General features: G+C 31.4%; 22 protein-coding genes and 1 tRNA gene. 17 read left to right on the top strand and 6 right to left on the bottom strand.

Annotation, left to right across the window (positions count from 1 at the left end; translation table 11 throughout):
* Positions 1–86: 86 nt before the first annotated feature.
* The 16 genes from zapA to LQ615_RS07595 all read left to right on the top strand — a co-directional run bounded on the left by zapA (position 87) and on the right by LQ615_RS07595 (position 14,957).
* Entirely contained in the window at positions 87–359 is a 273-nt protein-coding gene (gene zapA, locus LQ615_RS07520) for a cell division protein ZapA (RefSeq protein ID WP_017000517.1), read from the top strand.
* Positions 356–883, top strand: a complete 528-nt coding sequence (locus LQ615_RS07525; RefSeq protein WP_064211130.1) for a CvpA family protein — start codon at positions 356–358, stop codon at positions 881–883. Before zapA ends, LQ615_RS07525 begins: the two co-directional genes overlap by 4 nt.
* Positions 884–943: 60 nt before the next feature.
* Positions 944–2,647, top strand: coding sequence for a DNA polymerase/3'-5' exonuclease PolX (gene polX, locus LQ615_RS07530; protein WP_239703879.1), 1,704 nt, complete (start codon positions 944–946; stop codon positions 2,645–2,647).
* Between the two features lie 26 nt (positions 2,648–2,673).
* Complete coding sequence (locus tag LQ615_RS07535; protein ID WP_239703878.1) at positions 2,674–5,022, top strand: endonuclease MutS2; 2,349 nt, start codon at positions 2,674–2,676, stop codon at positions 5,020–5,022.
* 119 nt (positions 5,023–5,141) lie between these two features.
* Positions 5,142–5,885: an enoyl-CoA hydratase/isomerase family protein gene (locus tag LQ615_RS07540; protein ID WP_064204086.1), complete on the top strand. Its 744-nt coding sequence runs from the start codon at positions 5,142–5,144 to the stop codon at positions 5,883–5,885.
* Between the two features lie 111 nt (positions 5,886–5,996).
* Positions 5,997–6,311 carry a thioredoxin gene (trxA, locus tag LQ615_RS07545; RefSeq protein WP_017000523.1) on the top strand — a complete coding sequence of 105 codons (315 nt, stop codon included), beginning with the start codon at positions 5,997–5,999 and terminating at the stop codon, positions 6,309–6,311.
* A gap of 268 nt (positions 6,312–6,579) precedes the next feature.
* Positions 6,580–8,367 (top strand): excinuclease ABC subunit UvrC, encoded by a 1,788-nt coding sequence (gene uvrC, locus LQ615_RS07550; RefSeq protein WP_064204085.1) that lies wholly within the window; start codon positions 6,580–6,582, stop codon positions 8,365–8,367.
* Positions 8,368–8,554: 187 nt separating this feature from the next.
* Positions 8,555–9,166: a succinate dehydrogenase cytochrome b558 subunit gene (locus tag LQ615_RS07555; protein WP_017000525.1), complete on the top strand. Its 612-nt coding sequence runs from the start codon at positions 8,555–8,557 to the stop codon at positions 9,164–9,166.
* 32 nt (positions 9,167–9,198) lie between these two features.
* Complete coding sequence (gene sdhA, locus LQ615_RS07560; protein WP_017000526.1) at positions 9,199–10,962, top strand: succinate dehydrogenase flavoprotein subunit; 1,764 nt, start codon at positions 9,199–9,201, stop codon at positions 10,960–10,962.
* 2 nt (positions 10,963–10,964) lie between these two features.
* On the top strand, positions 10,965–11,774 hold the full coding sequence (sdhB, locus tag LQ615_RS07565) for a succinate dehydrogenase iron-sulfur subunit (RefSeq protein ID WP_017000527.1): 810 nt from the start codon (positions 10,965–10,967) through the stop codon (positions 11,772–11,774).
* A gap of 215 nt (positions 11,775–11,989) precedes the next feature.
* Positions 11,990–12,424, top strand: a complete 435-nt coding sequence (locus tag LQ615_RS07570) for a MarR family winged helix-turn-helix transcriptional regulator (RefSeq protein ID WP_064204083.1) — start codon at positions 11,990–11,992, stop codon at positions 12,422–12,424.
* The gene (gene racE / locus LQ615_RS07575; protein WP_017000529.1) at positions 12,421–13,218 is read left to right on the top strand and encodes a glutamate racemase; all 798 of its coding nucleotides are present in this window, start codon (positions 12,421–12,423) and stop codon (positions 13,216–13,218) included. Before LQ615_RS07570 ends, racE begins: the two co-directional genes overlap by 4 nt.
* A gap of 12 nt (positions 13,219–13,230) precedes the next feature.
* Positions 13,231–13,815, top strand: a complete 585-nt coding sequence (locus LQ615_RS07580; RefSeq protein WP_064204082.1) for an XTP/dITP diphosphatase — start codon at positions 13,231–13,233, stop codon at positions 13,813–13,815.
* Complete coding sequence (locus LQ615_RS07585; protein ID WP_103268814.1) at positions 13,812–14,318, top strand: metallophosphoesterase family protein; 507 nt, start codon at positions 13,812–13,814, stop codon at positions 14,316–14,318. The genes LQ615_RS07580 and LQ615_RS07585 overlap by 4 nt, the downstream gene beginning before the upstream one ends.
* 209 nt (positions 14,319–14,527) lie before the next feature.
* Positions 14,528–14,743 (top strand): hypothetical protein, encoded by a 216-nt coding sequence (locus tag LQ615_RS07590; protein WP_017000532.1) that lies wholly within the window; start codon positions 14,528–14,530, stop codon positions 14,741–14,743.
* 140 nt (positions 14,744–14,883) lie between these two features.
* A tRNA-Arg gene (locus LQ615_RS07595) sits at positions 14,884–14,957 on the top strand.
* A 124-nt stretch (positions 14,958–15,081) separates the two neighbouring features.
* Here LQ615_RS07595 and LQ615_RS07600 read toward each other — a convergent pair.
* The 6 genes from LQ615_RS07600 to LQ615_RS07625 all read right to left on the bottom strand — a co-directional run bounded on the left by LQ615_RS07600 (position 15,082) and on the right by LQ615_RS07625 (position 18,587).
* Entirely contained in the window at positions 15,082–16,113 is a 1,032-nt protein-coding gene (locus LQ615_RS07600; protein ID WP_239703877.1) for a tyrosine-type recombinase/integrase, read from the bottom strand.
* Complete coding sequence (locus LQ615_RS07605; RefSeq protein WP_239703876.1) at positions 16,110–16,250, bottom strand: hypothetical protein; 141 nt, start codon at positions 16,248–16,250, stop codon at positions 16,110–16,112. Before LQ615_RS07605 ends, LQ615_RS07600 begins: the two co-directional genes overlap by 4 nt.
* A 49-nt stretch (positions 16,251–16,299) precedes the next feature.
* Positions 16,300–16,884 carry a DUF4352 domain-containing protein gene (locus tag LQ615_RS07610; RefSeq protein ID WP_239703875.1) on the bottom strand — a complete coding sequence of 195 codons (585 nt, stop codon included), beginning with the start codon at positions 16,882–16,884 and terminating at the stop codon, positions 16,300–16,302.
* 197 nt (positions 16,885–17,081) lie between these two features.
* Positions 17,082–17,762, bottom strand: a complete 681-nt coding sequence (locus LQ615_RS07615; protein ID WP_239703874.1) for a DUF4352 domain-containing protein — start codon at positions 17,760–17,762, stop codon at positions 17,082–17,084.
* 16 nt (positions 17,763–17,778) lie between these two features.
* Entirely contained in the window at positions 17,779–18,243 is a 465-nt protein-coding gene (locus LQ615_RS07620; protein WP_239703873.1) for an ImmA/IrrE family metallo-endopeptidase, read from the bottom strand.
* A 5-nt stretch (positions 18,244–18,248) separates the two neighbouring features.
* Entirely contained in the window at positions 18,249–18,587 is a 339-nt protein-coding gene (locus LQ615_RS07625) for a helix-turn-helix domain-containing protein (protein ID WP_239703872.1), read from the bottom strand.
* 185 nt (positions 18,588–18,772) lie between these two features.
* On the opposite strand from LQ615_RS07625, the gene LQ615_RS07630 reads away from it, so the two are divergent.
* A complete protein-coding gene (locus LQ615_RS07630; RefSeq protein ID WP_239703871.1) occupies positions 18,773–19,012 on the top strand; it encodes a helix-turn-helix domain-containing protein in 240 nt (79 codons plus the stop codon).

The raw sequence follows: 19,012 nt of genomic DNA on the forward strand, positions 1-19,012 counted from the left end.
TCATACACAAATGAACATATGTCATGTATAATATATTATGATTAAGTATAGAATAATCCATTTATAATTTGAACAGGGGTAGTATAATGAGTGAAAACAAAAACAGAGTAACAGTAGTTATAAATGATCAACATTATACAATAATTGGAGAAGACGATCCATCTCATATTCGTTATGTAGCTGGTAGAGTAGATGAGAAGATTAAAGCATTGGGTCAATTAAATGCTGGGTTGGATACAACACGTAAATCAGTTCTCACTGCTGTAAATGTGATGCACGAGTATGTTAAATTGGAAGAAGAGAATGAAAAGCTCCAAGAAGAAATAAAACAATTAAAAAATAAAGGAAATTTAGAATGATTACATTACTAGTTATTATATGTTTAATATTAGGTGTCATCATTGGTTATAGAAGAAGTTTGGTATTAGAGTCTTTACATGCTATAAGTACAATTTCTGCACTTGTAGTAGCAGTAATTTGCTATGCGCCATTTAGTAAGCAATTACATCTTTTACTTCCTTATCCAAGTGCATCTACTGAAGGTACTAATGCAATATTTAAAAATATTAATAATGAGGATGCATTTTATAATATTATGGCAATTCTCATTTTATTTGTTTTGACTAAAATAATTTTACAAGTAATTTCTACTGTATTTGATTTTTATCATCAAATGGAATTCGGTGGTAAGTATGCGCAATACTTTGCTATGGTACTTGGTTTTATAGAAACATATATTATCGTGATTATAATACTTGCTACTGTTGCAGTGATACCTATACCTATGTTTATAGAAGCTTTACACCAATCTTCTGTAGGGAATCTTGTATTAACAAAAACACCATTCTTATCTGATTTGTTAGTAAATTGGCTTTCAAATTAATTGAATCATATTGAACTAAGTCATGGGCCAACCTATGACTTTTTTTACGGAGGAATAGATATGTTAACGAAAAAAGATATAGTGAAAATGCTTGAGACAATTGCAGTATATATGGAAATTAAAGGGGAGAATCCTTTTAAAGTATCAGCATATAGAAAAGCTAGTCAATCCTTAGAAACTGATGAAAGAACGATACAAGAAATTGACGATGTCACAACACTGAAAGGAATAGGTAAAGGTGTTGGAGATGTAATTAATGAATATTTAGAAACAGGTAAACAAAGTTATTTAGATGAACTTAAAGAAGAAATACCAGAAGGCTTGATTCCGCTTTTAAAAATTCCAGGTCTTGGCAGTAAAAAAGTCGCAAAATTATACAAAGAATTAAATATAAAAAATAAAGAAGATTTAATAAAAGCTTGTGAAAATAATGAAGTCTCAGCTTTACCAGGTTTTGCTAAAAAAACGGAACAGAAGTTACTAGAAGAAGCTAAAGTTCTAGGACAAAGACCTGAACGTTATCCAATCAATACAATGATTAAAGCACACGAAGTGATTAATCGCTTTTTAGATGATATTGACGGCATAATTGAATATCATGTTGCGGGTAGTTTTAGAAGAATGAAAGAAACGAGCAAAGATTTAGACTATATTATTTCTACTGAAAATGAGATGGATGTTCAACAAGCGCTTTTACAATTCCCAGACATACAAGAACAAATTGCTGTAGGTAAAACTAAAGTCTCATTAGATATATTAATTGAAGATGATGTAATAGGTGTAGACTTCAGAATGATTAAGCCTGAAGCTTTCTACCATACTTTGCAACATTTTACAGGTTCAAAAGATCATAATATAAGAATTAGGCAATTGGCTAAAGAAAGAAATGAAAAAATAAGTGAATATGGTATTGAAGAAAGTAACGGTAATATAATTACTTATGATAATGAAAAAGCTATTTATGATCACTTCAATGTACCGTATGTTCCTCCAACTATGCGTGAAGATGGTACAGAATTTGATAAAGATATTAGTAATATTGTTCAATTAAGTGATATCAATGGTGATATCCATATGCATACAACTTATAGTGATGGTGCCTTTAAATTAGAAGAGATGATAGAAGCTGCGATAGAGAAAGGTTATCAATTCATATGTATAACTGATCATTCTAGAAGCCTTGCAGTAGCTAACGGATTATCTATAGATCGACTTTTAGAACAAAATGAAAAAATCAAACAATTAAACGAAAAATATAAAGAAATTGATATCTATAGTGGTACAGAAATGGATATTAAACCAGATGGTACTTTAGATTATCCTAACGAAGTATTAAAAGAATTAGATTATGTAATTGCTGCCATTCATCAAAGCTTTAATCAAACTGAAGAAGAAATTATGAATAGGTTAAGAAATGCATGTGAGAACCCATATGTAAGACATATAGCTCATCCTACAGGCCGTATTATAGGTAGAAGAGATGGTTATAAAGTTAATATTGAACAACTTATTGAGATGGCTAAAAAAACAAATACTGTTTTAGAATTAAATGCAAATCCACAAAGATTGGATTTAAATGCAGAAGTATTAAAAAAACATCCTGATTTAATGATTACTATTAATACAGACGCTCATCATATCGATCACTTTGATTTTATGAAATATGGCGTCGGTACTGCACAAAAAGGATGGGTCAAAAAAGACCAAGTTATAAATACTAAAGATCGTGATTCATTTAAAGAATGGATTCGTTCTAATAAATAATGTACAAATAGAAGAGGGAAGATAAAATGAATGAAAAAACATTAAAAGTTCTTGAATATCCCTTAATTATTCAAAAATTGTCAGCTCATGCTACAAGTGACATTGCGACACGCTTAATTGAAGAGGTTAAACCAAGTGATGATTATGCATCTGTTCAACATAGTTTAAATGAAACGGATGAAATGACACAAATATATAATAAACATAGGGTGCCAGGATATTCAGGATTACAAGATATTAAATCTCTTGTAAGAAGGTCTGAAATAGGAAGTTTATTAAATGTCGAAGAACTTAATCAAATTAAAAGAAATATACAAGTTCAAAATAGATTTAAAACATTTTATGCAAGCATTGTAGAAGAAGATGAAGATATTCTGTATCCAATAATAGACGAACAAGTTTCTCGATTACCAGTGCTCAGTGAATTGTTAAATCAAATAAATGAACAATGTGATGAACATGACTTATTTGATACGGCTAGTCCTAAATTAGCGGAATTGAGATATCAAATTAAAAAAACGAACGATCGTATTAAATCAAGATTGGAACAAATGGTAAGATCTCAATCGAATCAGAAGAAATTATCAGATTCGATTGTTACAGTGAGAAATGATCGACATGTATTACCTGTTAAAACTGAATACCGTCAAGATTTCAGTGGTATCGTACATGATCAGTCTGCATCCGGCCAAACTTTATATATAGAACCTAGTGCAATTGTTGAAATGCATAATCAGATTGCACAAGTAAAAGTGAAAGAAAAAGAAGAAAGAGATAGATTGCTATATATTCTTACAGAACTAGTTAGCGGTGTATCTTATGAATTACTAACAAGCACAGAAATAATGGGTCATTTAGATTTTATAACTGCTAAAGCCAAATTTGGTACGACTATAAAAGCAACAAAACCTATTCTTTCTGAAGATAGAGCTATATATTTACCTAAAGCAAGACATCCATTAATCAATGAAAATGAAGTGGTTAGCAATACGATTGAATTTAAGGAAGATATAAATGCTGTTATTATAACTGGTCCTAATACAGGCGGTAAGACAGTAACTTTAAAAACAGTTGGTTTGATTACATTAATGGCGCAATCTGGTTTATTAATTCCAACTTTAGACGGTTCAATCATTACAATATTTAAAAATGTATTTTGTGATATTGGTGACGAACAATCTATAGAGCAATCTCTATCTACGTTTTCATCACATATGAAGAATATTGTTAATATTATCGAGCACGCAGATAAAGATTCATTAATCTTATTTGATGAGCTTGGGGCAGGTACTGATCCAAGTGAGGGTGCTGCATTAGCGATGAGTATATTAGATTATACAATTGAAAGAGATGCATTAATAATGGCTACAACACATTATCCAGAACTTAAAGCTTATAGTTACAATAGAGACAAAGTGATGAATGCAAGTGTGGAATTTGATGTAGAGACTCTAAAACCAACTTATAAATTATTAATGGGTATACCAGGAAGATCTAATGCGTTTGAAATTTCGAAAAAACTAGGATTAAAAAATGAGTTAATTAATCATGCTAAATCGCTAATTGGTCAAGATGAGAAAGAAATTAATGTCATGATTGAGTCGTTAGAAAAGAATGCTAAATCAGTGGAAAACGATAGAATTGAAGTGGAAAAATTAAAACAAGAATCACAAGAACTACATCAATCACTATCTCAAGAGTTACAACGTTTTGAAAAATTCAAGACTCAATTAATGGATGAAGCACGCAATAAAGCAAATCAAGAAGTGAAACAAAAAACTAGAGAAGCAGAAAACATTTTACAAGAATTGCGAGATATGAGAGATAAATCTGGCGCTGAAGTAAAAGAACATGAATTAATTGAACGCAAAAAACGTTTAGATAACCAATATACTGCAGAATCCATTAAACAGAATGTACAGAAAGAACGTCATGATAAAATAGAAGTAGGTGACGATGTTAAAGTATTATCGTATGGACAAAAAGGTGAAGTCATTGATATTGCTAGTGATGAGGAAGCGATTGTTCAGATGGGTATTCTCAAGATGAAAATAGAAATTAAAGATTTAGAGAAACTAGATAAGAAAAAACAACAACCACAAAAAGTCGTGCCAAGAACCAATAGATCTACTATAAAAATGGATTTAGACTTACGTGGTTATCGTTACGAAGAAGCTATGATAGAATTAGACCAATATCTTGATCAAGCAGTTTTATCAAATTATGGTACAGTAAATATTATTCATGGTAAAGGTACTGGTGCGTTACAAAAAGGTGTGACAGAACATTTGAAACGACATCGTTCAGTCGACAGCTTTAGGACAGGTATGCCTTCAGAAGGTGGATTTGGTGTTACTGTAGTGACATTGAAATAAGGAGGAAACATATTGGATAATTTTGATATGTATAAGCTTGCTAAAGTATTAATCGTTATTTCTGCTTTAACATTTATAGCAGGTATCGCTTATTTAATTTTCTTATAAGGAGAAGTGTCATGATAAAAACTAATATAGAACAAAATGTTTTGTTTATTGAACTTAATAATGGCCCTGTAAATGTTTTGAACGAAGCGGTTTTAAATCAAATTATAGGAGCTATAGAAGAAATAGGATTTGGCAATGATGTTAAAGTAATAGTAATTAAAGGGAATGAGAAATGTTTTTCAGCTGGAGCAGATATCAAATCATTCCTTGGACTATCCAAGCATGAAAGGTTAAATTTAGCTTCGACAAGTGCAAAACTATTTAGATTGATTAAAACATGCCACAAACCAGTTATTAGTTCTATTCACGGCGTATGCTTAGGCGGAGGTTTAGAATTGGCTTTAGCATGTGATATGAGAATTATAACGAATGACACTAAAGTAGGGTTACCAGAAGTTAATTTAGGTATTTTTCCTGGATTTGGTGGTGTGAGAAGGCTATCCGCAATGATAGGTCAACATAAAGCACTTCAAATCGCATTAACTGGAGATATGATAAAGCCTGAAGATGTATCACATTTATTTAATGATATTGTTGAACAAAATGAATTAGATAATGTAACGAAAGAGTTAGCCTTTAACATAGCGAGTAAATCATCAGATTCTATTAAAGTAATTAAGCAAATGTCTAATCTGGATATATCATTAGAAAGTGATCAAATTGAGGAAAGACATTTCGTAGATATCATTGAAACAGAAAATGCTCAAGAAGGAATTGACGCTTTTATTTCAAAAAGAACACCTAATTTTAAGTGATTGATTAACAGTACATCATGAAGTACAATACAGTGTGAGCAAACAACATGCATCGGTCTATGAACCGTGCTATACTCACTATATCATTAATTATCAAGGAGGATATTTCCTATGGCATTAGTAAAAGCAACTGATTCAAACTTTGACGAACAAATTAAAGAAGGCGTTAATTTAGTAGATTTCTGGGCACCTTGGTGTGGACCTTGTAAAATGATTGCACCAGTATTAGAAGATTTAGCTAAAGACGTTGAAGGTAAAGCAAATATAGTTAAATTAGATGTTGATGAAAACCAAGAAACAGCAGCTAAATATGAAGTAATGAGTATTCCTACATTAATCGTATTTAAAGACGGCGAACCTGTTGATAAAGTTGTAGGTTTCCAACCTAAAGAACAACTAGAGCAAGTTTTAGCTAAACATTATTAATCTTAAATCCAATCATCAGGCTGGGACATTAATCAATGTCTCAGCCTGATTTGTCATATTGGCAATAGATGACTGACTGGCTTACTAATGCGTTCCATTAACGTTTTATCAATACTAGTTAGAATTGCTAGAGTGGGAGTATAAAATCTTATTTAAAAATTAGATTTTTATCCTACTCTTTTCACATTGTAAATAGAACGTATGTTTTGGTAGGTAGACGATTTATTGATATAATAATATTAAAAAGTTATAAAGGTAGGTGAATTTTGTGGAAGACTACCAAAAGAAAATTAAACAAAAACTAGAAGTTATACCTACAGAACCTGGTTGTTATATTATGAAAGATAGACACAATTCAGTAATATATGTTGGTAAAGCTAAACGTTTAAGAAATAGGGTTAGAAGCTATTTTACGGGAGCACATGATGAAAAAACAACACGTTTAGTCGGGGAAATAAGAGATTTCGAGTTTATCGTAACTTCTAGTGAAATAGAGTCTTTGTTACTAGAATTAAACTTAATTAAGAAGCATCAACCACGATATAATATTTTATTAAAAGATGACAAGAGTTATCCATTTATTAAAATAACAAATGAAGAACATCCACGTTTACTCGTAACACGCACAGTAAAGAAAAATTCAGGTAAATATTTTGGCCCTTATCCAAACGCATATGCAGCACAAGAAACTAAAAAGTTATTAGACAGAATATATCCACTTAGAAAATGCGTTACAATGCCTAATAAAGTTTGTCTTTATTATCATATCGGTCAATGTCTAGGTCCATGTGTTTATCCAGTTGAACAAGCTCAATATCAACAAATGATTAAAGAAATTACTGACTTTTTAAACGGTGATGATAAAACGATAGTGAATGATCTACACGATAAAATGAATGCAGCAAGTGAAGCATTAAAATTTGAAGAAGCAAAAGAATATAGAGATTTAATTAAGCATATTGAAATGTTGAATTACAAACAAAATATGATGTCAGCTGACATGACAATGCGAGATATCTTCGGTTATTCAGTAGATAAAGGTTGGATATGTATCCAAGTATTTTTCATTAGACAAGGTAAACTAATTGAAAGACAGGCTTCTATGATTCCAATTATTCAAACTGCTGAAGAAGAATTCTATACATTTATTGGTCAATTTTATACGTTAAACCAACATTTAACACCGAAAGAAATTCACATTCCAAAAAATCTTGACAAAAAAACAGTAGAGTCTGTTGTTGATTCAAAAGTTATACAACCACAAAGAGGTAAGAAGAAAGAAATGGTAGATTTAGCAATTAAAAATGCTAATATTTCATTAAATAATAAATTCGAATTAATTGCTAAAGATGAATCTAGAACAATTAAAGCTATTGAGGATTTAGGAGATTCAATGGGGATCCAAACACCTATTAGAATAGAAGCTTTTGATAATTCTAATATACAAGGTGTTCATCCTGTTTCTGTTATGATTGCTTTCGTAGATGGAAAACCAAGCAAGAAAGATTATCGAAAGTATAAAATTAAAACAGTTGATGGACCCGATGATTATAAATCAATGCAAGAAGCAGTTCGAAGACGTTATACGAGAGTATTAAAAGAAGGTTTACCAATTCCTGATTTAATTATAGTCGATGGTGGTAAAGGACACATGTCTTCAGTAAGAGAAGTTTTAGAAAATGAACTAGGCTTAGATATTCCAATAGCAGGGCTTAGCAAAAATGATAAACATCAAACTTCTGAGTTATTATATGGTACGCAAGCAGAAATTATACCACTAAAGAAAAATTCTCAAGCTTTTTATTTATTACAAAGAATTCAAGATGAAGTTCATAGATTTGCTATTACATTCCATCGATCAACAAGACAAAAAACTTCTTTAAAATCTGTATTAGATGAAATAGAAGGTATAGGACCAAAACGAAAACAAAATTTATTAAAACATTTTGGTTCAATTAAAAAAATGAGAGAATCTAATGAAGAAGAATTTATGAAAATTGGATTGCCTCAGAAAGTCGCCCACAACCTAAAAGTAAAACTTGATAGTAAAGAGTAATATTACAATAGAAAATCCAATTATATGGGTATGAGAATAATTCTCATACCCAAAATCTTATGTAATAATGTTACAATATACATGTAATGCTCATTGTGTTTTTTTTAATACACATGTAATCGTTTTCAGTTATAAAAGAAAATATAGACACAATCGAGTTATAGATTAAAGTTAGGGGGGACTTCTTTTGGCGTCAAGCGAAAATCAGTTTATTTTACGTCGTATCCATTCAATGTTAGGTGTAATTCCTATAGGAATATTTTTGATTCAGCATTTGGTAATTAACCATTTTGCAACTATTAGTCCAGAGGCATTTAATAAAGCTTCAGACTTTATGTGGCATTTACCATTCAAAATCGTTTTAGAAGTGGTAATAATTTATATTCCTATATTATTCCACGCTATATATGGATTATACATAGCGTTTACAGCTAAAGAAAATGTAGGCAGACAATCATTATTTAGAAACTGGATGTTTTTATTCCAACGTATAACAGGTGTTATCTCGTTTATATTCATTGCTGTACACGTTTATCAAACGCGTATACAGGCAGCATTAGGACATCATATTGATTTTGATATGGTTTCAGATATATTATCTAATCCTATTTCAGTAACGTTATATGTTATCGGCGTATTAAGTGTTATATTCCATTTCTCAAATGGTTTATGGTCATTCTGTATCACTTGGGGGATCACACAATCGCCTAAGTCACAACGCTATATGACTTATGTAACATTATTCGTATTTATCGTTATTAGTATTATTGGCTTAAGAGCTATATTCGCGTTCGTATAAGATTTATACTTTTTAGGGGAGTGACAATTTTTATGGCAAACAACAAAATTATTGTTGTCGGTGGTGGTTTAGCTGGTTTAATGGCAACAATTAAAGCTGCGGAAAAAGGTGCACATGTTGACTTGTTCTCATTAGTACCAGTTAAACGTTCACACTCTGTTTGTGCTCAAGGTGGTATTAATGGTGCAGTTAATACTAAGGGTGAAGGTGACTCTACATCTATTCACTTCGATGATACTGTATATGGTGGGGACTTCCTTGCTAACCAAACACCGGTTAAAAGAATGACTGAAGCAGCACCAAGTATTATCCACTTATTAGATAGAATGGGCGTAATGTTTAACCGTACACCTGAAGGTCTTTTAGACTTCCGTAGATTTGGTGGAACATTATATCATAGAACAGCTTTTGCTGGTGCAACTACAGGACAACAATTACTATATGCATTAGATGAACAAGTTAGAAGATTCGAAGTACAAGGTTTAGTAACTAAATACGAAGGCTGGGAGTTTTTAGGCATTGTTAAAGATGACGAAGATGCAGCTCGCGGTATTATAGCTCAAAACTTAAAAACTGCTAAAATAGAATCATTTGGTTCAGACGCTGTTATTATGGCAACAGGTGGACCTGGTATTATCTTTGGTAAGTCAACAAACTCAATGATTAATACTGGTTCAGCTGCATCTGTTGTTTATCAACAAGGTGCTAAATACGCGAATGGTGAATTTATCCAAATTCACCCTACAGCAATTCCGGGCGATGATAAATTAAGATTAATGAGTGAGTCAGCTCGTGGTGAAGGTGGCCGTATTTGGACTTATAAAGACGGTAAACCTTGGTATTTCTTAGAAGAAAAATATCCTGACTATGGTAACTTAGTACCACGTGATATCGCAACTCGTGAAATATTTGATGTATGTGTAAACCAAAAATTAGGTATTAATGGCGAAAACATGGTATACCTAGATTTATCACATAAAGATGCTCATGAGTTAGATGTTAAACTTGGTGGTATAATTGAAATATATGAAAAATTCACTGGTGACGACCCTCGTAAAGTCCCAATGAAAATATTCCCAGCTGTTCACTATTCGATGGGCGGCATATGGGTAGACTTTGATCAAATGACCAATATTAAAGGACTTTTCGCTGCAGGAGAATGTGACTTTTCTCAGCATGGTGGTAACAGATTAGGCGCTAACTCGTTATTATCTGCAATTTATGGCGGTATGGTAGCTGGTCCTAACGCAATGGAATACGTTAAAAATATCGAAACTTCATATACAGAGTTAGATGAAGAATTATATCAAAAACGTATTGACGAAGAACAAGAAAAATTCGATCACTTATTAAATCTAAAAGGTACTGAAAACGCATATAAATTACACAAAGAGCTAGGCGAAATTATGACGGCGAATGTAACAGTTGTACGTCATAATGACAAACTGTTAGAAACAGATAAGAAAATAGTAGAATTAATGGAAAGATATCAAGATATTGATATGGAAGATACGTCAACTTGGAGTAACCAAGCTGTATTCTTTACGCGTCAATTATGGAACATGTTAGTGCTTGCTAGGGTTATTACAATTGGTGCATACAATCGTAATGAATCTCGTGGTGCACATTACAAACCAGAATTCCCTGACCGTAATGATGAAGAATGGTTAAAAACTACAATAGCACAATTCAGAGGAGCTGAAGAGGCACCTGAATTTTCATATGAAGATGTTGATATTAGTCACATTGAACCTCGTAAACGAGATTACTCACAGAAATCTAAAGGAGGTAAATGATAATGGCAGACTCTCAAACAGTTGAACAAAATGCACAAGGACAAAATCAAGAAGACAAAACAATTACATTAATCATAACTCGTCAAGAAAATGACAAATCACAGTCATATGACGAAAAGTTTGTGATTCCATATAGACCAAACATGAACGTGATTGCAGCATTGATGGAAATCCAAAGAAATCCTGTTAACTCAAAAGGTGAGAAAACGACACCTGTGACATGGGATATGAACTGTCTTGAAGAAGTATGTGGTGCATGTTCCATGGTTATTAACGGTAAAGCGCGTCAATCATGTTCTGCAATAATTGATCAATTGGAACAACCTATAAAGCTTGAGCCAATGAAAGCATTCCCAGTAGTTCGTGATTTACAAGTAGATCGTTCTCGTATGTTTGATAACTTGAAAAAAGTACAAGCTTGGGTTCCAATCGATGGTACTTACGATTTAGGTCCTGGACCTCGTATGCCTGAGAAAAAACGACAAACAGCATATGAATTATCAAAATGTATGACATGTGGTGTTTGTTTAGAAGTATGTCCTAACATAAACGTAAATAATAATTTTATGGGGGCACAAGCTATTTCTCAAGTACGTCTTTTCAACTTACATCCAACAGGTAGTATGACAAAAGACGAAAGAATTAAAGCGTTGATGTCTGACGGTGGTATTCAAGAATGTGGTAGTTCACAAAACTGTGTGAATGCTTGTCCGAAAGGTATCCCATTAACTACATCAATTGCTTCAATGAACAGAGAAGCAACATTCCAAATGTTTAAATCATTCTTTGGTTCAGATCACCAAGTATATTAATATTATATATTAGTGCTGTGACATCATTGTCCAGTTTATATAAGCTAGTAAAAATTCTTGTATTTTTGAATTTTTACTGGCTCTTTTTATGCTTTAATATAAGGATGTTTATCTATACTAATAAGGCTTAATCAACTCATTTCATTAACTTCAAGTTATTTGATATGTTATTATAAAGTGTATAAGTAAGAAGTTGAAAAGAGGTACCATCGATTATGGAAGATATTACGAAACAGATTGAATATTCTCTAAGACATATTGTAGAAAGAACAAAATATACAGCGAGAACACAATTAAAACTTTATGATATTTCACCACCACAATTTATAACATTGCAATGGTTATATGAAAATGAAAATCTTACTATAGGTGAATTATCTAAAAAATTATTTTTAGCATATTCTACGACAACAGACATCATTGATAAATTAGAAAAGAAAGAGTTAGCAATGAGGATTCAATCTGTTGATGATAAAAGAGTTTTCCATGTTAAATTACTAGAAAAAGGCGAGCATTTAATTGACGAAGTGATTCACGCAAGACAAAGATATACTGAAGAATTATTGTCTGTTATGAATGACGAGGATAAAATCAAATTTAATGAAGCTTTAGATATCATGTTAAAAAGAATGAGAAGTGAAGACCAATGAACAAACCAATAGGCGTGATAGATTCAGGAGTCGGAGGCTTGACAGTAGCTAAGGAAATTATGAGACAATTACCAAATGAAACAATATATTATTTAGGTGATATTGGTAGATGTCCTTATGGTCCGAGGTCGAGAGAAGAAGTCAAAGAGTTTACTATACAGCTTGCTAATTTTTTAGTTAAAAAAGATATTAAAATGTTAGTTATAGCGTGTAATACAGCTACAGCTGTAGCATTAAAACCTTTACAGGAATTACTGTCTATACCAGTTGTAGGTGTAATAGATCCTGGTTCAAGAACTGCTATAATGACAACCAAAAATAATCGTGTTCTTGTATTAGGTACTGAAGGTACTATTAAATCTGAAGCATACAGAAGAAGTATTAAGACTATAAACCCTCAAGTAGAGGTAAAAGGCATTGCTTGTCCAGGATTTGTACCATTAGTTGAACAGATGAGATATAAAGACCCGACGATTACAAGTATCGTTATCCATCAGACACTGAAACAATGGAGATATGATGATTCAGATACAGTAATTCTAGGTTGTACACATTATCCATTGATTTATAATCAAATCAATCAATATTTTGATGGTGAAAAGTCTGTTATATCATCTGGTTTAGAAACAGCAAGGGAAGTAAGTGCGTTGTTAACTTTTAGCAATGAACATTCTTATTATACGCCAAACCCACAGCACAAATTCTTTGCCAATGGTGATGTTGAGCACATTACACGAACGATAACAGAATGGTTACATATAGAAAATGTAGAAGTAGAAAGAATAACATTGTAAGGGGAGACTACTATGAAAGACATTATAATTGCATCAAATAATAAAGGTAAAATTGAAGATTTTAAAGCGATATTTCCTAAAGCAAATGTGATAGGTATATCAGAAATTGCACCAGATTTTGATGTAGAAGAAACAGGTACAACTTTTGAAGAGAATGCTATCTTAAAATCAGAAACAGCTTCTAAAGCATTAAATAAAATTGTGATAGCAGATGATAGTGGATTGTCCGTTGAAGCTTTATACGGTGAGCCAGGTATATACTCAGCACGTTACGCTGGTGAACCTAAAGATGACCAAGCTAATATTGAAAAATTATTATCTAACTTAAAAGATAAAGAAAATAAAAATGCTGAATTTATATGTGCTATTGCTGTAAGTGAACCAGGAAAAGATACAGTAACTTATGTTGGAAAAGTACAAGGAGAAATAATAGATGAACAAAGAGGAGAGAATGGATTTGGTTATGATCCAATATTCTTTGTGCCATCGTTAGATAAAACTATGGCAGAGTTAACTGCAGCTGAGAAAAGTGCAATTAGCCATAGAGGAAATGCTATTAAACTTATGAATGAAGATATAGGGGAGCGATTTCAATGAAATGGATAATTGTTAGTGATAATCACGGAGAACAAGGTATACTTCATGAATTATATGACTATCATAAAAATGCAGATTTATTTTTACACTTAGGAGATTCTGAATTTAATTATGATGACAGTGAATTAAGTTTATTCAAGCGTGTAAAAGGGAATTGTGACTTTGACCCTCAATTTCCAATAGAAAATAGTGGAGAAATAGAGAATATTAAATATTTCTATACACACGGGCACAGATATGATATTAAATCAAATAGAGAAGTTTTAAGTGCACATGCAGCAAATGAAGGTGCTCAATTTGCATTTTATGGTCATAGTCATGTTGCATTATGTGAATCTATAAATGGAGTATATTGTATTAATCCTGGTAGTATATCGCAAACTAGAGGAGATTGGGAAGAAACATATGCGATTTTAGAATTCGATGAAAAAAGAGAAAATGTAAATTTATCATTCTTAAATAGAGATCATAAAGAACTAGAAAAACAATCACTAGCTCTGTAATATACTTTAAAAAGATATAATATGATTTGTAAAAATTTAGTATAAATGAATAGTTATAAATAAAAAATGAGATATTCAAGAGAATATCTCATTTTAATTACAATTAAAGAATAAACTTTCATTTGTAAAATAAATGTTTTATAATATGACTATTAATTCACAGTAAATTTAAAAGATTTACAATTAATCAAAATCGGGAGCGGGTATAAATGGAAAGAACGCGTGTAACATCACTTATAAACAATGAAAAATTTTGTATAAATAAAGGTGAAGAAGATGAAGTACATCGTAATGAAAATATATACGTATTAAGCGCTTATGGACTTGTACATGCAAGTATAGTAGAAATCTTTGAAGATCAATCAATTTGCAGAGCAGATAAAGAAAATACAGTAAAAATAAATGATATCGTACTAACAGATTAATAAAAAAATCAAAATTTCACAAAAAGAGTGTAATAATACCTCGAAAGCGATTTAATAAACCTTTTTCTTTTTAAAAAGTATTGATTAAACTGCAGCAATTAGATATAATTATTCTTGTGTTAATAAATGAGTTAATAAATGTCCTGGTAGCTCAGTAGGATAGAGCAACGGCCTTCTAAGCCGTCGGTCGGGGGTTCGAATCCCTCTCAGGACGTAATTTGCCTATTTCCCGTTGTATCTCGTGTCTATAAACGTTGATATGACGGGATTTCTATATATATGGATATCCCCCGTTATATTCGGTAACTACACCAGAACTACACCAGAACTACACCAAGCTATAAAACTTTTAAGGCTTCTACTGCCTTTTTGTTCTCTTCTTCAAAACTTTCTTCTAGTAGGTGGGAATACACTTCTAATGTTACTTTTATATTTTTATGGCCTAACCTTTTAGAAATATAATGTATAGATACGTCTTTGGATAACAAATAAGAGCAGTGAGTGTGCCTTATAGCATGTGTTGTAATTTGTTTAATACCTAATCGCTCACAATAGCCTTTTAAAGCCTTGTTTACTGCATTAGTACTTATACCATTACTGAATACATAACCGTCCATTGTAGCTGGTCTATGTTCCAATACTTTATATATATGGTCCATATCTTTTTTTGATACTTCTACTGTTCTAGGTGATGTAGTTGTTTTCTGTTCATTGATATAAATCGTTCTTTTGAATCTATCTATATAATCATATTTCAGATTGATAGCGCCGGAAATTCTACAACCAGTAACAACCATAATAAATAGTACTAATGATGAATCAGTATATTTTGTTTTCAATTCTTTCTTTAGATCTGAATATTGTTTTAAAGTAATAAATTTATCATCTTCATGTTGTGATTGATTTTTACCAACATATTTTATTTTATATGTGAAGTTCTTTTTAAGTATTCCTTCATATATAGCATCATCTATTGAACTTCTTATTTTCCCATTCAATTTTCTAACTGATTCATCTGTATGTGTTTTAGCGAATTCATTTATAAATTTTTGATATTTTACTTTAGTAATATCTTTTAAAGGTGTTCTACCAATAGTAGCATTCTCTAAATGGTTCATTATTGTTGTGTATGATACATACGTTTTTTTACTCACATTTGGTTCCTTGTAAGTTTCAGCCCATTCTTTGAAATACTTGTGCAAAGTTACGTTATTGTCAAATTGAAAACCATCTAGTAAATCATTCTTAGCCTTTGTTTCAGCTTCTACTGCTTCACGTTTAGTTGTAAAGCCACTCTTTCTATATGTTTTGCCTTCGTGACCAAAAGCATATTGCCATGTACCACGTTCTTTTCTTTTTGTTACTGTCATTTCACGCCACCCTTTCTTAGTACAACTTGTACTGCTTCCTTAATATGGTCTGGTACAGGATAAGTAGCTGGATCTATCTGTTCACCATATTTGTTAAATACTCGAACCTTTTGTTTTAGCTTTGGTATCTTTTTCATAATTACACCTCCTTATAATAAAACCTCACGTGTTAGGTGAGGTTAAAAGTTATTGAATGTCATCTTTATTAATTTTCCATTTAGCTTTAATATTTTTTAGACCAGGATTTGCATCCATTTCTACCATATACTCGTCAGATTCAGGTACATCGTAATATACATAACCACTTGCAGTATTACCTTTGTTAATTTGATGACTGAAATCAGCATTAGTATCATCTGTACCAAACCATTCTGAATATGTTTCACCGTCAACATTTATAGTAAAATCACTTGAGTCCATTAAAATTTGGTCATCATTATTGTTTTTAAATTTATAACTAACTTTTAATGCTTTCCCGTTTTCTGGTGGCGTACCTATTTCTCCAGTTTCCCCAGCTTCTTCTACACTAGTTAAAGTGACTTCAACTCCTCCAGCTTTTACAGTATCTCCAACCTCATGTGTTTTACTTGCAGTATCAGCTATTTCGTCTTTTTCTTCCTTAGTCCCGTTTAACTCTTCGTCAACACTGCTGAAGAATACGGACACAATAACAACAATAGCTATTATTACGATAATAATACCACCCAAACAACCTAACAGTCCCCAAAGTAGACCTTTCTTTTTCTTTGGTTTTTGATTCATATCTTCCATAACACATTCTCCTTTTCATAATAATTATATATGTTAAAGCCTTTTTAGGCAGATAACCTTATTTCTGTTGTGATTTTAAAAATTTCACATATTCTAATACTTTTTCATTTCGTCTTCGTTTAAATCATCAACCTTCAACGTCTAACTTAGTTAGGCGTTTTTATTTGATAAAACCTCACAAGATGTGAGGTTAGAATTTATTGAATATCAGACTTTTCAATTGACCAATCAGCTTTGTAAGTAGTTAAAAATGGCATAAAGTCCATTTCTACTTTATATTCATCGGCATTCGGCACATCATAATAAAGGTAACCACTACCAGTGTTTTTTTTATTTAATTGATGATCAAAGCCACTATTCAAGTCATCCATTAAATAAAATTCATTCTGAGTTTCTCCATCAACAGTTAATGTAAAGTCTGAATCAGTAACAAAAACTTGATCTTCACTATTATTTTTAAACTTATAATACACTTTTAAAATACTGTCATTGTCTGGAGTAGAATATTCATCATCTGGTTGAACAAATTCAGCTTTCTCAACAGTTACATCAACTTTTCCTACAGTTAATGTTTCACCCAATTTTAGAGTTTTCTTTTCATTTACTACTTTTTCATCTTCATTTTCATCTTCTGAAACATCATCTACACTATCTGTTGTTTCTGTATCATTTTCGCTAACACTATAGTCATCACTTTCTGGTATAGCTACAAATATACCTATGAAACAAACTAAACCTATTATAAATAAAACTATTGAACTAATTAAAGGAATGACGATTTTTCCTTTTTTAGCAATTCTAACAATGGTGATAATAAACATTGTTATGAATGCAATTGAAATCAAAAACCATAGTAACCCAAAAATAACACTTCCCATAAAAAAACTTCCTTTCTTAATTAAAATTTATATATTCAAACACCTGTAAAGGTTCGAATTTAATAACGCAACCTTTATGATAGGTGGATAAACCAAACTTCATTTTATAATGTTTTAGTGTTTCAATTACGTACGATTCTGTAACTTCAAAATAATTTGCAAGTTCATATAGATTGTGTACGCCATTTTTATAAGCTGAAATAATACCGTCTAATGTGATTAATAACTCATAACCACATCGACGGGCTTTTAACTCGAATTTTCTTTTATATATAGATTTATCATCTAAAATATCACCATAAGTAATTTTATGATGAGCTATTTCCTCAGCTAAAACTTCAGTCTTTTTTCTCGGATTTAATCTATCATCAATTAATACCACGCCATCAGAATAAAAACCTTTGTGACTATTTGGCATTTTATCAGTTTCGAATATTAATAAATCATCATGATTGCTCATTAAATTTTCGTAGCGATTCAAAAATATCAATCCCCTTTATTTTCTTTTTTAAGACGCTCAATCAGTCCTAAGATGTATTCAACGTCTTCCTCATCTAGTTCTCCCTCAAGATGTGATGCCATAGTGTTCGGTCTTTTTATTTCTATTTTATCTCTTCCGCTTAATTGATCTAATGTTACTTCAAAGTAATCAGCTAGAGCACTTGCATGTGACATCGAAGGACTAGTTGTACCTTTTTCCCATCTATCGATTGAAGCTTTTGAGAATTTGATATCATACTTATTATTTAATCTATTCGCTAGTTCCGTAAGAGTCAGGCCGTATGATTTTCTTAATCTGCTTAAATTTTCTGGGAAGTTTGTCATTTTTATTTGCTCCTTGTTTGTTATTTACAAACTTATTATATAAGTTTGTTCCCAAAAATCCAACATAATTTACAAACTTTTTTCTCAAAAATGAAATTTAATTGTTGACTTGGCTTTTTTTATGCTTTATCATTCAATGTTTAATCTCATAAATGGGAAATAAAAACAAGGTGGTGAGTTAAGAAATGAAAGATACCCGATATATTAATTTAAAGGTTTACTTAACCAAAAAAGGTATCAAGCATGCTGAAGTAGCTAATATGATAGGAATGAAGCCCTCTAGATTTAGTCAGAAAATCAATAGAAATAAAAGTGATTTTACGATTGAAGAAGCAAGTGCTATTTGTTCTGTTCTTAGAATTAGTATGGATGAATATTTTTTTAACAATAATTTCTCAAAAATGAGAAATAAGGTAGGTGAATAA

The sequence above is a fragment of the Mammaliicoccus sp. C-M13 genome (genome assembly GCF_022386845.1).
GTDB classification, from domain to species: domain Bacteria; phylum Bacillota; class Bacilli; order Staphylococcales; family Staphylococcaceae; genus Mammaliicoccus; species Mammaliicoccus lentus.